Origin of the sequence: Peijinzhouia sedimentorum, assembly GCF_049340005.1 — a bacterium.
In the GTDB taxonomy this organism is placed as follows: Bacteria; Bacteroidota; Bacteroidia; order Cytophagales; family Cyclobacteriaceae; genus CAXBDP01.
This window is the reverse complement of sequence record NZ_JBMPIY010000001.1, coordinates 531684-551361: the sequence shown is the minus strand read 5'-3', so window position 1 is coordinate 551361 and position 19678 is coordinate 531684. Positions and strand designations below refer to the sequence as shown.

The 19678-nt window shown below is 35.8% G+C and carries 12 protein-coding genes; all 12 read right to left on the bottom strand.

Features of this window, described 5'->3' with window-relative positions; translation table 11 throughout:
- Position 1: 1 nt before the first annotated feature.
- Positions 2 to 4330 (bottom strand): CusA/CzcA family heavy metal efflux RND transporter, encoded by a 4329-nt coding sequence (locus tag ACOXY8_RS02435; RefSeq protein ID WP_458329967.1) that lies wholly within the window; start codon positions 4328 to 4330, stop codon positions 2 to 4.
- A 112-nt stretch (positions 4331 to 4442) separates the two neighbouring features.
- The gene (locus ACOXY8_RS02430) at positions 4443 to 5810 is read right to left on the bottom strand and encodes an ATP-binding protein (protein ID WP_458329966.1); all 1368 of its coding nucleotides are present in this window, start codon (positions 5808 to 5810) and stop codon (positions 4443 to 4445) included.
- The gene (locus ACOXY8_RS02425; protein ID WP_458329965.1) at positions 5807 to 6475 is read right to left on the bottom strand and encodes a response regulator transcription factor; all 669 of its coding nucleotides are present in this window, start codon (positions 6473 to 6475) and stop codon (positions 5807 to 5809) included. The genes ACOXY8_RS02430 and ACOXY8_RS02425 overlap by 4 nt, the downstream gene beginning before the upstream one ends.
- A gap of 229 nt (positions 6476 to 6704) precedes the next feature.
- Positions 6705 to 7433 carry a hypothetical protein gene (locus ACOXY8_RS02420; protein ID WP_458329964.1) on the bottom strand — a complete coding sequence of 243 codons (729 nt, stop codon included), beginning with the start codon at positions 7431 to 7433 and terminating at the stop codon, positions 6705 to 6707.
- A gap of 81 nt (positions 7434 to 7514) precedes the next feature.
- The gene (locus ACOXY8_RS02415) at positions 7515 to 9788 is read right to left on the bottom strand and encodes a bifunctional SulP family inorganic anion transporter/carbonic anhydrase (protein ID WP_458329963.1); all 2274 of its coding nucleotides are present in this window, start codon (positions 9786 to 9788) and stop codon (positions 7515 to 7517) included.
- A 127-nt stretch (positions 9789 to 9915) separates the two neighbouring features.
- Entirely contained in the window at positions 9916 to 10458 is a 543-nt protein-coding gene (locus tag ACOXY8_RS02410) for a hypothetical protein (RefSeq protein ID WP_458329962.1), read from the bottom strand.
- A 12-nt stretch (positions 10459 to 10470) separates the two neighbouring features.
- On the bottom strand, positions 10471 to 10668 hold the full coding sequence (locus ACOXY8_RS02405; protein ID WP_458329961.1) for a hypothetical protein: 198 nt from the start codon (positions 10666 to 10668) through the stop codon (positions 10471 to 10473).
- A gap of 109 nt (positions 10669 to 10777) precedes the next feature.
- Positions 10778 to 11488, bottom strand: a complete 711-nt coding sequence (locus tag ACOXY8_RS02400; protein WP_458329960.1) for a M48 family metallopeptidase — start codon at positions 11486 to 11488, stop codon at positions 10778 to 10780.
- A complete protein-coding gene (locus ACOXY8_RS02395; RefSeq protein WP_458329959.1) occupies positions 11481 to 14720 on the bottom strand; it encodes a type I restriction endonuclease subunit R in 3240 nt (1079 codons plus the stop codon). The genes ACOXY8_RS02400 and ACOXY8_RS02395 overlap by 8 nt, the downstream gene beginning before the upstream one ends.
- 6 nt (positions 14721 to 14726) lie before the next feature.
- On the bottom strand, positions 14727 to 16094 hold the full coding sequence (locus tag ACOXY8_RS02390; RefSeq protein WP_458329958.1) for an RNA-binding domain-containing protein: 1368 nt from the start codon (positions 16092 to 16094) through the stop codon (positions 14727 to 14729).
- Positions 16095 to 18401 (bottom strand): hypothetical protein, encoded by a 2307-nt coding sequence (locus tag ACOXY8_RS02385; RefSeq protein WP_458329957.1) that lies wholly within the window; start codon positions 18399 to 18401, stop codon positions 16095 to 16097. It abuts the gene before it with no gap.
- 11 nt (positions 18402 to 18412) lie between these two features.
- Entirely contained in the window at positions 18413 to 19642 is a 1230-nt protein-coding gene (locus tag ACOXY8_RS02380; protein ID WP_458329956.1) for a restriction endonuclease subunit S, read from the bottom strand.
- Positions 19643 to 19678: the final 36 nt, after the last annotated feature.

Genomic DNA, 19678 nt, shown 5'->3' with positions numbered 1-19678 from the left:
TTTAGTTCATTAAATAGTTTACTTCCAACACTGTCATATTGTATTGGAAAAGTGTTGATAGGTAATTGGTTTCTATGCTTTTAGCATTATCCAATAGTTGGATGTATTGCAGAAAGTTTATCTCACCATTCTGGAATGCCATCATAGCATGAAGCAAGGTTTCTTCAGCCAATTTATTACCTGTTGTTTCATAGTAATTAAGGCCTTCTTCAAATTGTCTTAGATCCGATTGTAAAGCATTGTACCTTGAATCTAGCTGCGCTTTATAATTATCACTTTCATACTCCAAAATATTAGTATCTATTTTAGCTGCGGCTATTTTTGATTTATGACTACCAAACCATATTGGAACTGCAAGGCCTACTTGAAAACCTGAATAAGATTGAACACCTGGACCATTGTTTATTCCTCGGAAAATAGAGGCATGTAAATCAGGCAATAGCTTTTGTTTTTCCAATGCCACTTGTTGTGCTGAAAGCTCTATTGCATCCTTATAATAAATCAGTGCAGGATGGTTTTGTATATTAAGAGGAGTAAGGGTTATTCTTTCAAATTCCACTTCATCCACAGAAAAAATAGTATCTGATTGCAGCCATTGATTTAGTTGGACTGTTGACTTTTCTATGCTTTCCTTTATTTGATTAAGCTTTAAGGAAACTTCTTTTTTCTTGGTCTCAGCGGTGAGTTTTTCCAAATAATTAGATTCACCTTGTTCGAATTTTCTGCTAGCAGCATATTCAAAAGAGGAATACAAACTATCCAAATAGGTATAATTCTGAAACATTTGTTGCCAATAAACTATTTCATAATAGGATTTGGAAACCTCTTTAGTAACCATGCGCTTATCCAAAGCATATTGGTCAGTCACCAATTTAGTTTTACCCTGCATTACTTTTTGCTGGGCACCATATACAGTTGGAAATTGAATAGATTGACTAATTCCCCAAACATTAAGAGGTAGATTGTTGGGAGCTATGTTGTTCTGATCTAAACCGTAATAAATTTGAGTTTTATCGATATCGATGGCACTTCCTGTAAGTTTCGAACTTTGCTCTATTCGTTGTGAAGATGCTTTAAGTCCTAAGTTATTTTGTAGTGCTATTTCAATGGCCTGATCTACCGTAATTTTTTGACTTTGACTCTGTCCTAATGCTGGTATAGCTATTAGTATCAAAATCATTACTGCTTTTACAGGTACATTTATTTTTGGAAAATGTCCTTTTCTATCAAATAAGGCATAAAGAATAGGTAAGACAATTAGGGTAAGTGCAGTTGCTGAAATAAGTCCACCTACCACAACAGTGGCTAAAGGTCTTTGTACTTCGGCTCCTGCTGAAGTAGAAATAGCCATAGGTAAAAAACCTAATGCAGCTGCAAATGCAGTTAGTAGAACTGGACGCAAACGATTTTTTGTGCCTATAAGAATCCGTCTATTGATATCTGAAACTCCATGAGCTTTTAATTCTTTAAACTCTTCTATTAGTACGATTCCATTCAATACAGCTATACCAAATAATGCAATGAATCCTACACCTGCAGAAATACTAAATGGTAAATCTCTAAAGTATAAAAGAAGAACACCACCAACAGCTGACATAGGGATCGCACTGTAAATAATCAATGCTTCCTTAACTGAATCAAAAGCAAAATAGAGAAGTACAAATATTAATATCAAAGCAATTGGAACAGCAATCATTAAGCGATCTTTTGCTGTTCTCAAATTTTCAAATTGACCTCCATATTCGATGGTATAACCAGTTGGAAGTTTGATTTCTTTGTTTATAACTGCCTGAACATCGTTTACTACAGATTCTAAATCTCTATTCCGAACATTTACGCCTACTACAATTCTTCTTTTTGTGTTATCTCTAGATATTTTGGCTGGGCCTTTTGTGTAGCTAATGGATGCAAATTCACTTAATGGCAATTGATTACCATTTGGAAGTTGAATGGTTGCAGTTTTGATATCTTCAATATCTTGATGATGTTCTTTATCATAGCGCACAACCAAATCAAACTGTTTCTCTCCTTCAAATACTGTCCCAGCAGTCTTTCCAGCAAAGCCCATGGTGATTATGTTGTTTAAATCTTCCACATTAAGACCATATTTAGCAATCTTTCGTCTATCGTATTTTACCGACATTTGAGGGAGTCCTGCTACCTTTTCTACAATTATATCTGCCGCTCCCTCTATACCTTGAATTGCTTTTTCAACTTCTAAAGCCTTATCATAAAGTACTTCTAAATCCTCACCGAAAATCTTAATGGCTAGATCAGCTCTTACGCCTGTAATCAATTCATTAAAGCGCATCTCAATAGGCTGGGTAAATTCAAAATCTATTCCTGGCATTATTGCTAAAGCTTCTTTGAATTTATCCGCTAGCTCATCTTTACTTTCTGCAGATACCCATTCTTCTTTTGGAATTAGCTTAATAATAACATCGCTCTCCTCCATAGACATCGGATCCGTAGGAACTTCAGCTGCACCTATTCTGCTTACCACTTGCTTAACCTCGGGAAACTGCTTGAGAATATTTTCAATTCTTGTTGTAGCGATTACAGTGTTGCTCAGGGAAGTTCCTGTTTTCAACACAGGCTGTATTACAAAATCGCCTTCATCGAGAGTAGGTACAAATTCACCGCCCATACGAGTAAATAGAAATCCTACAGCGACTAGAAGCGCAAATGCCAAACTTAGTACTAGACTTTTTCTGCGTAGTGCCCAAGCAATAGTTGGCTTGTATTTATCTTCTAGAAATGAAATGAGACGTGTTGATATAGTTTTTTTGGAAGGATCGGATGGCTTAATAAATAATGAAGCCATTACAGGCACATAAGTGAAGCAGAGTATCATAGCACCAATCAATGCAAAGCAAAATACCAAAGCCATAGGTCTAAACATCTTACCTTCGACGCCTACCAATGAAAGGATTGGAATAAAAACAATGATGATGATAAGCTGACCAAATACCGCCGAGTGCATCATTTTGCTTGCGCCCATATGGGTAATATTGTCAATGAAATTCTGCCTTTCAAGTTTTGGCAAAGCCATTATTTGAGAGCGTTCGGCAGTAATTTTGAATGCGATAAACTCTACAATAATGACTGCTCCATCTATAATAATTCCAAAGTCAATAGCACCTAAGCTCATCAAATTGGCATCTACTCCAAAGATGTACATAAGAGATAATGCAAATAATAGACACATTGGAATTACAGAAGCCACCACTAATCCAGAGCGGATATTTCCCAATAATAGTACTACCACAAAAATGACAATCAAACAGCCTAAAATTAGGTTTTCAGCTATGGTAAAGGTGGTTTTTTCTATTAATTCACTTCTTTCTAAAAATGCATTGATACTAATGCCAGGCGGGAGGGAAGGAGAGATTTGTGCTACACGCTCTTTTACTGCATCAATCACCGCTTTGGAGTTGGCATCTTTGAGCATCATTACCTGACCTAATACTTTCTCACCTTCTCCATTGCCAGTAATTGCTCCGAAACGAGTGGCATGTCCAAAACCTACAGTGGCTATATCTTTAATGAAAATGGGCGAGCCATTTCTTACTTCGATGACAATGTCTTCTATGTCTTCTAGAGAGCCTACCAATCCTTCACCTCGTATGAAGTAAGTCTGATTAGTCTTTTCAATATATCCACCTCCCGCTATGCTATTATTTTTTTCAAGAGCTGAAAATGTTTGAGCAAATGAAATATTTAAGCTCCTAAGTTTTGCAGGATTGATGGCTACTTCATATTGCTTCAAAAAACCACCCCAAGTATTAACCTCTACTACTCCTGGAATTCCAGAAAGCTGTCGTTTTACTATCCAATCCTGAATAGTTCGAATGTCTGATAGTGAGTAGTCATTTAGATGAGCAGAATCCACTTCAATGACATATTGGTAGATTTCACCTAGACCTGTTGTAATTGGGCCCATAAAGGGTGTTCCAAAGCCAGCAGGAATCTTTTCTTCTGCCGCTTTTATCTTCTCTGCAATTAGTTGTCTTGGTAGGTAGGTCCCAATATTGTCATTGAATACTACCGTGACTACAGAAAGGCCAAACTTAGAAACAGAACGAATTTCCTTTACATCAGGAAGATTAGCCATTTCTAATTCTACAGGATAGGTGAGAAACTTCTCTACATCCTCTGTAGCAAGGTTTTTTGAGGTTGTAATTATTTGCACCTGATTATTGGTAACATCAGGTACAGCACCAATGGGAATTTGAGAAAGAGAATATAGACCAAACCCAATGATTCCTGCTGAAAATAAAAGTACAATTAACTTGTGGTGGATACTATACTGAATAATTCTATCTAGCATTGATGCGTTTTTTAATTACACATCAAAAATAGAGTGAGAGACCTAAGGCTATTCTCAAGCCTTTCTTAAGATTTGCTTAAGATTTTAGATCAATTGATTCGGGCTTAATTGCTTAGAAGCTAATCCTTATCTCTGTGCCTTCGTCTAAGGTGCTTGTAATATATAGATTGGCTTTTATGGCATCTACGCATTTCTTCACAATACTAAGGCCCAGTCCATTACCCGTTATTTGTTTGTGTGTTAATGCCTCTGAACGGAAGAAATTTTCAAATATTTGCTTTAAATCTTCCTCTTTTATTCCGATGCCTTCATCCTTAATTGAGAAAACAACATGATTATCAATTTCATCTGAATGGATGTATAGAGTCGTAGATTCCTTAGAGTATTTTACAGCATTACTAATAAGGTTTTCAATAATTAAGTTCGTGTAGTAATGTGGTACCAATAATTCCTTTTCTCGGTTAAATTGGAAGTCAATTTTGAGTTCTTTTTCAACGATTTGGCGCTTGAAATGAGCTAATGATTCAGTAATTATTGTGGGTAAAGGAAAGTCATTTTTTTTGTCATTATTACTTGCATCTAATCTGGCGAGCAAAAGTAATTGCTCCAATATCACAGTCATTCTCTCAATCTCAACTAAACTATATTTTATCTTTTCTTCATACTCACTTTGGGTTCTTGGCTTCCTTATCAATACTTCTAACGTTCCTCTAAGTGTAGCCAATGGCGTTCTTAATTCATGTGAGGCATCGGATGTAAACTGTCTTTCACGCTCTATAGCATTTTCAATTCGCTCAAGTAGAGCGTTGAAATTAGACGATAGCTCATAGATTTCGTCTTGGTGTTGCGGTAATGCAACCCTTTCTTTCAAATTGTATTTGGTTATTTGAGTGATAGTATCAGTTACTTTTTGTATTGGCTTAATACTTCTGCCTGCAAGGAAACGGGAGACAAAATATACGCCTGCTAATACGATAAAGTAGGAGATGAGAAGTACATTTCTCAATTTAAGAAGTACTGATTGAGCTGATTCTGATGATATAGCAGCCAATATATAGCCCATTATTTTGCCATTTTGCTCGATAGGAAGTTGCACTTGCCTGATGGCTCGATTACTCAATTTTGCATTAAAATGTCCTCCAAATTCCGATTCTTTAAAGGGAAGATTATCCTCTTTTAGATTGGGTGATTTATCCATAACTCGCCCATTTTTATCAATTATCTGAATAAATACAGGATTGACTTGAATTTCCCTATGTTCTCTTTCTTCCCATTCAGCTATGTTGATAAACTTGATACTATCATTTAATATCCGTATTTCACCTGTATGCTTTTCTGCCTCATAAGACAAGTCATTATCTAGATTTAGCATCACCGTTTGATGAACAATGAAATAGATAGCACCAAATAAAACAGCCATTATGATTGCCGTAGCAACCATATAGTTAAAAGCTATTCTGTTTTTAAAACTGAAATTCATATTTCCTTGGCTATGTAACCTACGCCACGCACGGTTTGAATGTAATTTTCTTCCTCCGACAATAAGAGCTTTTTGCGCAGGGCATTGATATAGACATCAATAACGCCAGTGTTATAGTCAAAATGAATATCCCATACACTTTCGATGATGCGTGACCTTCGACAAACTTTTCCCTTATTTCGGATAAGGTATTCCAATAGGGCAAATTCCTTTTGGGTAAGGTTAATTTCAAGATTTCCTTTATGAACTTGATAGGTTTCTGTATTCAAAGTGATATCGCCAAGAACAAAAATGGAATGCTCACCTGTTTTTGGTCTGAGCTGCACTTTCACTCTTTCTAAAAGCTCTTCAAAATGAAATGGCTTTTTTATATAATCATTTGCTCCTGTCTGTAGTCCAAAAATAGTTTCATCGAGGGTGTCTTTAGCAGTTAAGAATATAACAGGCGTATCTGCAAATTCTTTTCTAAACTGCCTGCAAATTTCAATACCACTAAGGCCCGGAAGCATCCAATCTAGTAGTATTAAATCATAATCGCCTGATAGGGCCAGTTGAAGACCTTTTTTGCCTTCATTAGCAATATCTACAGCATAAGATTCCTCTTCCAATCCTTGCTTTAGGAATGCAGCGATACCTTCTTCATCTTCGACTACTAGTATTCTCATTGGCCAAATATTCAAATATCTTATTTAAGCCTTGTATAAGGCTTTCTTAAGATTTGCTTAAAAATACAAAAGGCTAAGCAGTCTATTCTCAAAATCAAGCCTTTCATTTTTTTATAGGTTAGGGAATATTTTGCCTTTTGATAAGGCAGAATACTACTAGAATAAAGTGGAGATATATTTATGCAGCTGTTGCTGATAGCTATTATTTACATCGATCATCGTTTTTAAATTATCTTAGTATGGCATTCTCTCCATCAAAAAAGAAGTTCTTGCTAATATCTTTTCTTAACTGGACCAATTTATTTTTAGGTTGTTTTGCTGTATTAAATAGACTAACTGGGATAATATACAATTCCTCTGGGTTTGAAGGTTTTCCACCAATACCCAATACTATAAATACAGGGTAGCCATTATCTCGCTCAAACTTTTGATATCGCTTAAGTTGATAGTCTTCAGCAAACCAAATTGACTCACTATCCCTTTTACTTCTCCATTTGCATTCTACTGCAAATGGGTATTTCCCATCTCTTAAATTCAGTTCAAGTTGTAAATCAGGATGTAAATTGGTCTCTGCATATACACCTTCAACGTACTTATCACTTGCCCAATTCTTAATAATAAAGTAATCAGAATCGAATTTTTTAACAACAAATTTTTCAAAGTCCAGCCCTGCTTTTGCGTTTATATCTATTATCTCAGTTTCAGAATCTTCTTCTGAAGACGCTAGTTCAAGCTTAATTTGTTCGATGTAATAATCACCATCTTTACCTTCTTCAGAAGCAATTTCCCGTATAAGTTTTTCTTCTTTAGGGGTAAGTACACCATCTGCCATAACAAGCGAAACGGCCTGATCCAAGTTTTCAGCTTTGGGAGGAGTAGAGTTTATGACGATAATAATTCCTGAAGTAAGAACTAATCCTCCAATTACTATTAAGCTGATTCCAAGCATCTTTTTCATGGATTAAAAGGTTAATTATTTAAAAATAAAAAATCTATTTTTTCTATAAAATTGATTTCTAAATAATTATCTAAAAAAGCTTTAAGGCTGTATTAGATTTTGGGTTTCTTTTTCGTTTTCAGTAACCTCATACAGTTCAGAAAAATCTATTTTACCAGTTTTACGATTGAAGAAAGCAGAGCATAATCCAATATTGCCCTGAATAACCTCCCGCCTGATAAACTCATTTTTTTGGATAATCCGCCTCTTGGATTCTTCTAGGTTCCAAAGGGTAATCTCATCAGCTAATTCATTCAAATCTTTATGCTGAGTTTTTTCCTTTGTTAATATTCCAGCATCAATTGCAGGTTTTAGTAATTCGCGCAAATATGAATCTTCATTTTTGATATAATGCTCTAGACCCTCCTTAATAAAGGAATTTCTAGAATTCCCCATTAGCAAGATAAGTTTTGCACCTTGTTTTCGGCAAGCAATTTCAGAACTATAAATAATATTATCGCTGATTAGATTTCCAGCCGCCTTCAGTGGAATCAAATCTCCAATTCCTGTATTCAAGAGCATATTAAGTGGCTCACGCATATCCATACAGTTAATGACCGTAGCCAACGGAGCATCCTTTATGAAATCAAGAAGTTCCTTATTCCGCAGTCGCTTGGAAACCAAATTACCATCAACATAGCGCTGATTTCCATTAATAAAGCTGTCCAATATATCCTGAGGATTTCCAATGTTTTTCTCGTAATTAATTGCCCCTTTTGAAAGTTCTTCTTTCACTTCCGAATCATAACTTTCTCGCAAACCTATAATTACCACATCTATTCCATTTTCAATGGCAAATGTATTTTGGTAATCATTCAGAATTTCAATAACATCTCTTTCTACGTAAGTTGTAAATGTGGCATCAATTACAATCTTGGAGTTTTTGGGCAACCCCCACAGCGTTTTTTTAATGGCAGGTTTATTCAAGAATGAAACTTCATTGGAAAGCTCCAAGCGATATTCCTTTCTCTTCTTTGACTTTACTATTTCTATATAGAATGGATTATAAAAATTACCTCTCAGCAAGAAGAATAGACTTGATGCTGTACCAATTAACACACCTACTAGCACGTCAGAAAAAAGAATTCCAACAGTAGTCACTGCGAATGGAATAAACTGCTCCCAGCCTTTTTTGAACATGCTTTTGAATATGCTGATCGAAGCAAGTTTATAACCTACCATCAACAATATAGCTGCTAATGAAGCAAGTGGTATAAGATTGATAATGGAGCTAAGCAGGAATACACTGGCTAATAATAGAATTCCATGAACAATAGTTGATAGCTTGGTCTCAGCACCTGCTCCAATATTTACAGAGCTTCTTACAATTACCGAAGTGATGGGAATACCACCAATCAAACCCGCTAAAGTATTGCCGATACCTTGAGCTACCAATTCTCTATTGGGTGGACTCCTGCGCTTATGTGGATCCAAATTATCCGCAGCTTCTATTGCAAGTAAAGAGGCAATAGAAGCAATTAACGCAATCGTAAACCCATAAGTCCAGACTTGTGGATTGCCTATGGCAGTGAAATCAGGAAATGTTAGAAATGATGAAAGACTATCAATTTGAGGAATGCTTACTAATTTGATGCTATCAAGATACAGTGAAGGCACCATGTATTTGAATAATAAGTTTATCAATACGCCCAAAATCACTACTACTAAAAATGGAGGTACTAGCTTGAATTTTCGAAGTACAGTTTTGTCCCAATAGATAATAAGCAATAGAGAAATGGTAGTGATAATTATTGCTCCAGCAGAAAAGGAGCTCATAATAGTTGAGAAATCCGGTGGATCAGATAGGAAATTTCGAGAGTAATCAAGCAGTCTGCTTTCTTGATCTATACCTAAAGCGTAAGGAATTTGAGAGATTATTAGTATCAAACCAATGGCAGCCAAAAGCCCTTTGATAATGCTAGTAGGCATATAATCAGCAATAAGCCCTGCTTTGGCCAAACCAAACCCTAACTGAATTACGCCACCAATTACTAAGGATAAAAGAAAGACATCGAAGCTTCCAAGATTTTGGATTGCTACAATTACTACTGCAGTTAAACTTGCTGCTGGTCCACTTACACTTACTTCTGATTGACTCAAATATCCAACAACTAGGCCTCCAATAATTCCGGAAATTAGGCCTGAGATAAGTGGCGCTCCACTAGCTAATGCAATTCCTAGACAAAGCGGGAGGGCAACAAGAAACACTACAATTCCCGACGGAATGTCCTTTTCAGGTCGACTGAACATCGGTCTTAGTCTTGTTTCAATGCTAGCTTTAGTTATTAATTGCTGAAAGCGCTTATAGTTATTCAAAATATTTTATCCTTTTATTTTCTTCTAAAATAGAAAATTTGAGGGGAATTGAAGCAATTCGTTTAGCAGATACTTCTCAACAACACAAAAACTGATTAAAATAATTGTTGAAAAAAAATGCAGCTAGTTAAAAAAAATGTTGCGTTAGGCTTCTTAATGTAAAAAATAAGGACATCAAAAATACCAGAATTACTACTCCCCAAAAATAGGGAGATAGCAACCAAATCAGCAATGCTAATACTAAAACCGAAATTGTGATAATAAGAAAATAGGATTGGTTTTTTGATTTAATAATAGCTCGGTAAACTTCGTCGATATTTGTCTTCTTATCAGTAAACTTATATTTGCTCAGGTAAATTTTTTCAGCTTCCTCAAATTTGCCAGCTTCATATAATATTTTAACTTTAGATTCTATGTAAACCTTATCCCTTAGCTCTTCATCTGCCTTTTTATACTTTGCTATGTTGGCACTTACTTCCGGAAAATCAGAAAGTAAACAGCTGAAATCACAATCTAAGCACTCCATTAACATTTTGGCAGGATCATCTGCACGAGCCATCGGTCTATCGAACCCATCATTAAAAGCGTTGCTGCTTGAATCCCAAGGCACTTCAATATTCCTTTTGGTGTAAATATGCACGGATTTGCATTTGGGGCAGCGGTCGGTCATGATTCGATAAATTTAGGATTGATTTAAATGGCCATATTGAATGTAAATCATTTGCATGTTCAATTCATCCAATGCCGTAGAGGTAAATTTTTCACCAGATTCCTCACAGAGGTAGAACTGATATGGAATATTTAATGACTCCTTGCGAAATGGAATCTCTCTCCATTCGTAAGATAATTTCATTTCCTTTCCTGAAATTGGGCTTTTCATTATAATTTTCCTTTGTAAGGATAGTCCAGTTGAGTTCTGTTTTGTGAGGTGGCAAAAGGAAAATCACTTATAACTTTAATTGGCTTTATCATATTTATGGTTGAACCTACTAGTTTAATGTGTTTTCCAGTCTCTCTTTCCATTTCTTCCATTCAGGCATTATAGTTTCTTGAAGGTCGTAGAATGCACGTGTATGATTATGATGGATTAAATGACACAGCTCATGTATTATTACGTATTCAATACTTCCCTTTGGTGCTTTGATCAACTCGGGATTTAAAATCACTTTACCATTAGGCGTACAGCTTCCCCAACGGGTTGCCATGTTTCTTACCTGAAGCTCAGGTTGATTGATATTATATCGAGCAAAACGTGGCAGTATATTTTTTAATGATTCCTCGAAGTAAACAGATGCTTTTTCCTTATACCAGTCAGATAATAGATTTTTAGCAGATGAATTTTCCTTTCTCATGATTATTAATCTTCCGCGATATAGTTTCACACTATTATTCGTTGCTTTCTCGACTCTGAGTTTGTATTGTCTTCCTAAATACAAATGTGTTTCTCCATTGATATATTTTCGAGGTGGAGTCAAAGGATGATAGGAAAGGAACTCAATTTGTTGCTTAATTATCCATGGTGCTTTCTCTCTTAATTTGGCTTCAAGTTTTTCTTCTGTAGTATCAAAAGGAGCAATTACCCTCACTTTACAATTAGGGTAGACCCTAATGCCAAGGGTTTTACGATCTTGAAAAGACAGTTCATAATTGATCACCTTGGAGCCAAATTTCAGAGTTTCTATGGTAAAAATTTCAGACATATTTTAACTTGGCTACTTTAAGTACTGCTTCAACCAATTCATCTATCGAATCAAATGGTAAAACAAGACCGTACTGTTCCTTTAGATCATACAAATAGTCATCAATCTCAATTTTGATTCTTCCATCAATGTCTGATTTATTGCTCCAATCAATTATTGGTTTACCATTTTCAAAGACAATTGACTTAATTAAGCTGTCAATGCCCTCAGCAATAATAGCTGCAATATTTTCTCCATCCTCTGTTCTTTTGAGTTGTCCTTTGAATATTTCGTTTGTAAGGTTATAAATCGCAATTCCTGTATCGTTTCCTGCCAAATTTTCCGGTACATTTTCTTGTCTGCCGTTGTGGAATTGGTCTTCGAAGTCTTTTGCTTTATTCAAATATTCAACCTCTGATATTCGATGTTGGTGATAATCATCAATAGTATCTCTAATTAGGCTAGATAGTTTTTTATAGTAAATAGGATCTTCGTCCATTTTCACATTGATGGCCTTAATTGTCCTGCTAGCAATATGATCCGCTTTTGCTGCTTTACTATTTAATTTTTCGACTTCTTTATCTCTTTGCTCTTTGTCAAAAATATTTACTAAATCTGTTATGCGAAGAACATCACCTTCAGTGGTAATATGTTTATCAATTAGTTTCTGAACTTGAGGTTCATACTCTTTATACTCTAAGTCATCAAAATATCGTCTTTTTACAGATATCCTCAGACCCAAAAAGAATTTGGCATCTTGCTTATATTTATTGATTTGCTTCTCTGGGGTTTTGCTAATGAACTCAAAACTTGACAAGGCTAATTTGAGTAAGCGCGCAAACGCTGAAACTTTTTCATAAAAAAGATGACGGATTGCCTCATCTTGTAATAGTTCTTCGTAAGCAGGCTCATCATATTTATTTTTGATTCCTTTAAAAATATCCCAAACCTCGGATTGAGCTTGAGGTAACCTTTTAATTTCCTCATTTATGTTGGTTAATGTGCCTTCCAAATCCATAGAATCATAATTATTTGCACCTGAATAGGTTTCTAATGCATTATCAAGATTCTGTAGGTTACCGTAATAGTCAATTATCAACCCATGTTCTTTGCCGGGAGCCAATCTATTTACTCTTGCAATTGCTTGTAATAAAGTATGCTCTTTTAGTGGACGGGTCAAATAAAGAACATAATTGTTTGGTGCATCAAAGCCAGTAAGAAGCTTGTCAACTACAATGATAATTTCCGGATGATCTTGCTTTTTAAATGAACTAATTAATAATTTCTCATAATTTTCAGCTGTACCATACTTATCCATCATAGCCTTCCAGAACTTCAAAACTAAGTCCTCACTTTCTTCGAAAGCATCTTCATAATTTTCTCTTATATCAGGAGCAGAAATAAGTACTTCGCAACTTACCTTAGAAATCTCCTTAATAAACTCACGATACCTAATTGCAGAAGTCTTGTTAGGAGCGACTAATTGCCCTTTTGCTTTCAATCCGCCAAATAGAATTCCCTGAACATTTTGTTCATAATGATAGGAAATGTCCCAAGCTCTAGCATAAATTATTTCTTCAGCCTTATTAAGCTGACTAGTTGTACTAAATTTTCGTTTCAGTGCTGCTTTTCCATAAGATGTAAGTGGCTCAGAAACCTTTTCAAAGTAATTATCCAAAGGCTTTTCATTAACCTCAATCAAGTTGTGTCTACCTTCATATAAAAGAGGAACTACGGCACCATCTTCGACTGCGTCTGTAATAGAATACACATCAATTAAGCCACCAAAGCGATTTGCTGTGCTTTTTTCTTTCTTCATCAATGGTGTTCCAGTAAAGGCGATAAAGCACCCTTGTGGAAATACCTTTTGCATTTTAATATTGAAAGTACCGTATTGACTTCTGTGGCCTTCATCTACTAAAACAAAGATGTCAGGAGAGTTGAAGCCTTCTTTTGCTTGGTTGACAGCAGCTTCAAACTTATGGATCAATGTGGTAATTACCTTATCGCCTATTCCTTCTAGAAGTTCTACCAAGTGCCTTCCTGTTTGAGCATTTTCAATGGGTATTTGACACTTTCTGAAAGTTTCTGTGATCTGATCATCCAAATCAATACGGTCGGTGACTAATATAATCTTTGGGTTCTTGATTTCAGGATGTGTAGCAATTAGTTGAGCAAGCATAACCATAGTTAGGGATTTTCCACTTCCTTGTGTATGCCAAATCACACCACCTTTTCTTAATCCCTCACTGTCTGTTTTTACAACTTTATTCAAGGTATTGTGTACAGCAAAGTATTGCTGATATCTTGTCACCTTTTTGATTCCATCATCATACAAGGTGAAGTTGAAGAATATGTCTAAAAGTCGCTTAGGCCTGCATAAGCTGAATAGTAGCTTGTCTTGCTCTGTGAGTGATTGCTCTTCCTTTTCGAGGTTCTGAAAGTAATTCCAGACATTCTTATAACGATCTTGGAAAAGAGTGGAACTCTCGTTTGTCTCTAGTGGCTGATTTTTTAAAGCTCGAAGATTGTCAAGCCATGCGGTTTCCTCTGCTTTGGTTTTGAATAATTCTTTCCAGAAGCTCCAAAATTCTTTCTGTGTAGCGGTTGTAGCATATTTGGCCTCATGTGTTGCCAATCCCATCACCAATTGGGAATATTGATATAAGGAACGTATTCCGTTTTCCTGCTGATTTCTTAAATGTTGTTCAATTGCCTTTGCAATAGGTTCTTTGATCTTCGGACTTTTACACTCAATAACTACTACCGGAATACCATTTATGAACAAGACAATATCAGGTCGATAATGGTCATTGCTAGCACTTCTAAGAACGCTGAACTCTTCTGAAACATGGTAGCAATTATTTTCAGGATGCTTCCAATCTATGTAATGGAATGAGAAGCTCTTTTTATCACCTAAAACTGATTGCTCAAAGCTTCTGCCTAAAGTAAGGAGTTCATAAAAAGCTTTATTGGCAGCTATAAACCCGTCTTGTACAGGCAGGTCACGAATAGCAAGAATTGCATTGTTTACATTAGCCTCAGAAAAAGGAAACTCTTTTCCTTTGTATTCAATAGTATTGATGAGCTTGATTTGACCCTTCAATATATTTTCTAGCAACACATTGGATGTTCTACCGCCGCGAGCTTCCAAAGCTTGCTCTGGAGTGAGGTATTTCCAGCCCATATTCATAAGAAGCTTCAGTGCAGGAAGCTGTGATATATGGTCTTCTTTGAATGATGGTATTGCCATTTTGAATTATGAATTATGAGTTATGAGTTCCCAACTTCCACTTTTGGTAGAACCTACTCGTTTGATGCGTTTTTCTTTTTTGAGTTTATCGATATGGTACTCAATACCGCGTCTTGTCAGTCCAGTTAAAGTTTCCAGTTCTTTAGCGGTGATCTTAGGGTTATCACGCATGGCCTTTAAGATGATCACCACAGTTTCTTCCACAGTTTCTTCCACAGTTTCTTCCACAGTCCTGCGGAGAACTACTGTGAACAAGCCTTCCGTCCTAAACTCAGGTATTGGTAGTTTTGCCTTCATCATCTGATCTTTAATTCTACCGATTCCCGAACCCACTTGCTCGACCATACGAATACGAACAAATAACCCAAAGACTAATGGGTTTCGACTGTGACTCTTGGTTCCAAAATCAGCGGGAGGGATAGCGCTTGTCAATCCACCCGGGTTGGTGATTTCTACGCGATCTTTAAATAACTCAATAGTGATTTTAGCTCCCTTATCGTAATAATCACGGTGGCATAAAGCGTTAATGATAGCTTCTTTTAAAGCAGTTTCAGGTATTTCCCAAACTTCCTTTCTGGGACCACTACCTTCTATTTCATAGCGAACGTTGAGCTTACCTTTAAGCCATTGCATGGCCAGTTTATATTGATTTATCAACGGCCCACCAAAGATCTTGTCATCAACAATTTGCGTTTTGTTCTCTTCCTCAAAAGCAATGCAACGCAATACAGCAGTTTCAATAAACTGCTCTGGAGCAGCACCAAAAAACAAAACGCCTCCATTTTTAAAATTCCCATCTGTCAAAACCAGTCTCAAGTTTTGTATGATTTGATCTTGAGTGATTGTTTTAGACAATCCGCTTTGTAGCCTGAACTCTTCGAACCATTTGTGATCTATATCATTTTGGAGGACAAAGCCAGGGCAAGGTGCTTCATCAAAATAAATGCGGTCGGATTGTTGAAAAAAGTATCGCATTTCCTCAACAGTGGTAAGTTTTTGGGTATTTGTACCCTGACGCACATATATGGCTCCAGACAGAACATAGGGTTTCTGTGGGCCACTATTTACTTCAATCACCCAAATGGTTTTACCTTCAATTTCTATCGAATATAGACTAGTAGGGATATATGGATTTATTTCCTTTAAAGAGTTTTGAATGGCCGAACGCTTAGCATTATCTATTTCTGTTCCATGAATTACATTATCATCACTCACACCAATCAATAAAACACCGCCAGCTGCATTCGCAAATGCACAGATCTCTTCACTTAGCTCCTTTAACTTTTTAGGCACCTGGACTTTAAACTCCGCATTGTAGCCTTCACCTGATTGGATGAGGGATTGGAAATTCTCTGTTTTAAGGTGGTTTCCCATTTATTCTAATTCTCTAAGTTTATTTTTGAGGCTCTCAGAAGTTTTGTGGTTGTCCCTTCTTGCTTTAATATTATTTTCATTCCAAAACCTATTTTGAACTAGATAAAGAAAAACCCAAATAACAGGAACCATAATTACTCCTGCCAATTTATAGCGATTTTCCTGATCTGTAATCGGGTTTTGATCTAATGGAAGTACAAAGAATAATGCAATTAAAATGCATGGAATTACCCAAAATAAATGTAACCAAGTTTTATTTTGCCATATACTTACATTAGCTATTTTTTCTTTTTCAATTTGATCTTCGATTTCATTTCGAAGTTTCTTTTTTAAAATTTCTACATGCTCTTTTTCCTTTTCCGCTTTTGCTTTTGCCTCGCCTTCCTCAAAATTAATTCTGCTTTGGCCGCTAGATGCACCCACTGACTTTTCCAAACTCTCTACCCGCTTATTTACTTTCTTGAGTGCCTTTTCATATTGCTGGACATCAGATTCTAAAATTGATTTTCTAACTTCTAATTTTTGGTTTTCCTCTGCTCTCTCATTAGCAGTTTTTGATGTCGATTCCAGTTCATTTCGGGTATTTTCCAGTTGCTCTTGAAAGAGTTTGAATTCACGGTTGAGCTCCGATTCAATAAATTCTCCTTGGTCAAAATCTTCATTCTGAGACTCTCTATGATACTTTTCAAGAAAAATGTCTTGGGAAATTATATTATAAACTACTTTTTCATCGTCAATACCCTGTGATTTAAGATAATTAACAATTTTCAATACATCTCTTGATTTTGAAGAATCCTTATGAAATCCTTTTGAAGTAACTGCCTTAATGAAAGCTTTCTTGTAGTCCGTGGTTTGGATTGGTAAAACCCTTACCAACTTGTTAAGGAGAAATGAAGGCTTGAAAAATACCGGAAAGCTGTTAACGTCATTGACATCTTTTAATCTAGACTTATCAAACTGTATTAAAAGGTCATCTAAAGTCACGCCAAAGTATTTGATAGAATTTAATGAGACCTCTTCGTCTTTCATTTCTTTGTGTCGACTTTCCAATAGTAATTCGCGAAGGGTTATATCGTGTAGGGACTGCTTCTCACTTTTTTCAATTGGATGAAAGGGAATATTTTTTGAGCCGTAGAATTCTTTTCTCGTTTCATTTTTACTATTTATGAATTCATAAAATTCTTGAACTTTTGCATTGATATAGTCCTCACCTAGATGTTCAATTCTTTTTGCATTTCGTGCTATTTCAATTGTTTTATGTTTTAGCGTTGTTTGGGATAAGCCAATGGCCTCAGAAGGGTGAATCGTGCCTTCACGGTTTTCCAAAAGGCTTTCGTAGAATTTTCTTGAAAAACCATCAAGGTTTTCACTTTTCAACATTGCTCTGATTGAGCTATCGGTTAGCTTATCATCTAATAGGTCAAAATCAGCCTTCTTTTTCCCTAGCTCTTTATAGGTAATATCTGAATAGCGTAATTTGACCTTAATGTGCTCTTTATTTTCTCTTACCAACTGGACAAGTGCTTTGCAAGCATAGTTTTCAGGGTGGGAGTGCAGGTCTAAGAGAGAGTATAAGACGTTTGTATCGAGGTAAAGAGTCCAGTCAACAATTTTGTGGTTAATAGTATCTTGGGCTATATTGGCGTGAAAACCAAGAGAAGAAAATGAAAGGGTCTTCTGAGCTAAGTCGTTAAGGAAATTGAGGTCTTCTGTTGAGGCAAAATCTGGGAATCTTTCAATTACCTGTTTAAAAAGAATTTTAACCTCGGGATCATCTATTTTCTTTATTGTACTTGTAAGAACGGTTTCGTAGTAGCTGTTCCCGTTTCCATTTTTCAAATGAGGATGTAATGTTTTAATGGCTTCTTCTCCGTATTCGTAAAAAGAGTTGTATAGATACTCTAAAAAGGTCTCCCAAAGCAATTTCACTTTATCCCCTTTTATATCATTATCAAGATCATCTTTGATAAAGTTCTTGAAATTCTGATATCGACTTTTCTCTTTGTCTTTTGCCTCTACATCTAGGGCATCGATTGTTTCCTTCTCTTCTGCTGATAAGGAAAGTAAGTTTTTCTTTTCTACGATCCGTCTTTCCTTTAGAAGCAAATTGACTACTTCATCCAACTCAGGTTGATATGGCTCAAAACCGAATTGCTCATTAATGTATGCTGGTAACTCCTTACGTTCACTGGAAGTGATTTCGTTAAGAGTTCTGATAACTACGGAGATAAAGGTATCTCTCCTAGTATCTGATGCAGCAACCGACAATGCGGAGAGTATTTTTAAATGATTTTTTAAATCTTTCATACCTTATTATTTCAAAGTTTAACTCTAACCTCCCCCGTCAGCAGCTTCTGCATTAAGCCTTTCTTTTGCTCTTTCAAGGTTTCTAATTGTTGTTGATATAATTTTAGCTCTTTGTCTGATTCTAATAGCACTGAAGCAATAGCAATTTGTTCTTCCAGAATAGGGAATTTGATTTCAAGTTTGATAAACTCTTTTTTACTCAATACTCGGTTTCTACCTGCACCACCTGGAGAAATCAAATCCAATAAATATTTGAAGTAAGGTTGAAGTATAAAGAACTTGAAAAAGTCTGGTGATGCTTTATCTGGTTTGAAAGTATACGTTGGAAATCTGTGTGAAACTAAACCACCTTCATCTCCTTTGCTTGCAATGGCAACTGCATGTTCCCATGCAAAAGTTATGTTGACAACCAAATCATTCTCTTTTACTTCATATAATGTTTCCATTGCTATAGTATCAGGATCAAAATCTGGTTTATGAAAAATTCCTTTACCGTGACTTCTAACACCTAAAGCAAGGTAGTTTTTAGTTGGTTTATCAACTGGTCTTGGAGAATATACTATCAAATAACTCAAAGGGCTCGTTTTCCACTCCCCCTCAAATCCCTTTAACCGTTTCTTCCCCGTTAGCAATTGCTGAGCAAGTCCTTTATTGCGGAGTTTGAGTTCATTAATAAGGTTTTGTGTGGTTGATATTGCTAAATCCCAAGTGCTAAGGATTTCGGCTATTTTTTGTTGTTCATTGTGGGGTGGAAGTGGAATTTTAAAGTTAAAAAGCTCTTTCAACGTAATACTAACCTGGTTTGCATTTCCTCTGACAATTCCCTCGATGTAGTTTAAATATCTTTTTATTTTGAAATTGTTATAAAGAAAATCTGGATGAACTTTTTCGTTTGATGCTCTTACAATAACTGCGTTTTGATTAAGTAGACAGCCCTCAAATTCTTTCGAAATTCTTATAACCTTGCCTACCATAGAATCATACATTGGAGGCCTTGACCCTACAGTAGTAAAAACTAAATCATTTCTTTTCAACTTCCACTTAGAATGTTCAATGTCATTTTCAATAAATATAGGGTTATCATTTTTAATGGAATCAAAGGTTGTGTCTGAAACTCTTATAATTCTAGTTCCTGAATCAGTATAATCATCAGACTTAAATGGATAGCCTTTTATATATGTGGTGATCGAACCAAAATCGGACATTATCCAGTCAGTCGGCATCTCAATTTCTTTGCTCATTAGAATCCCATTTCTTTTAAGTAATTCTCCATTTGA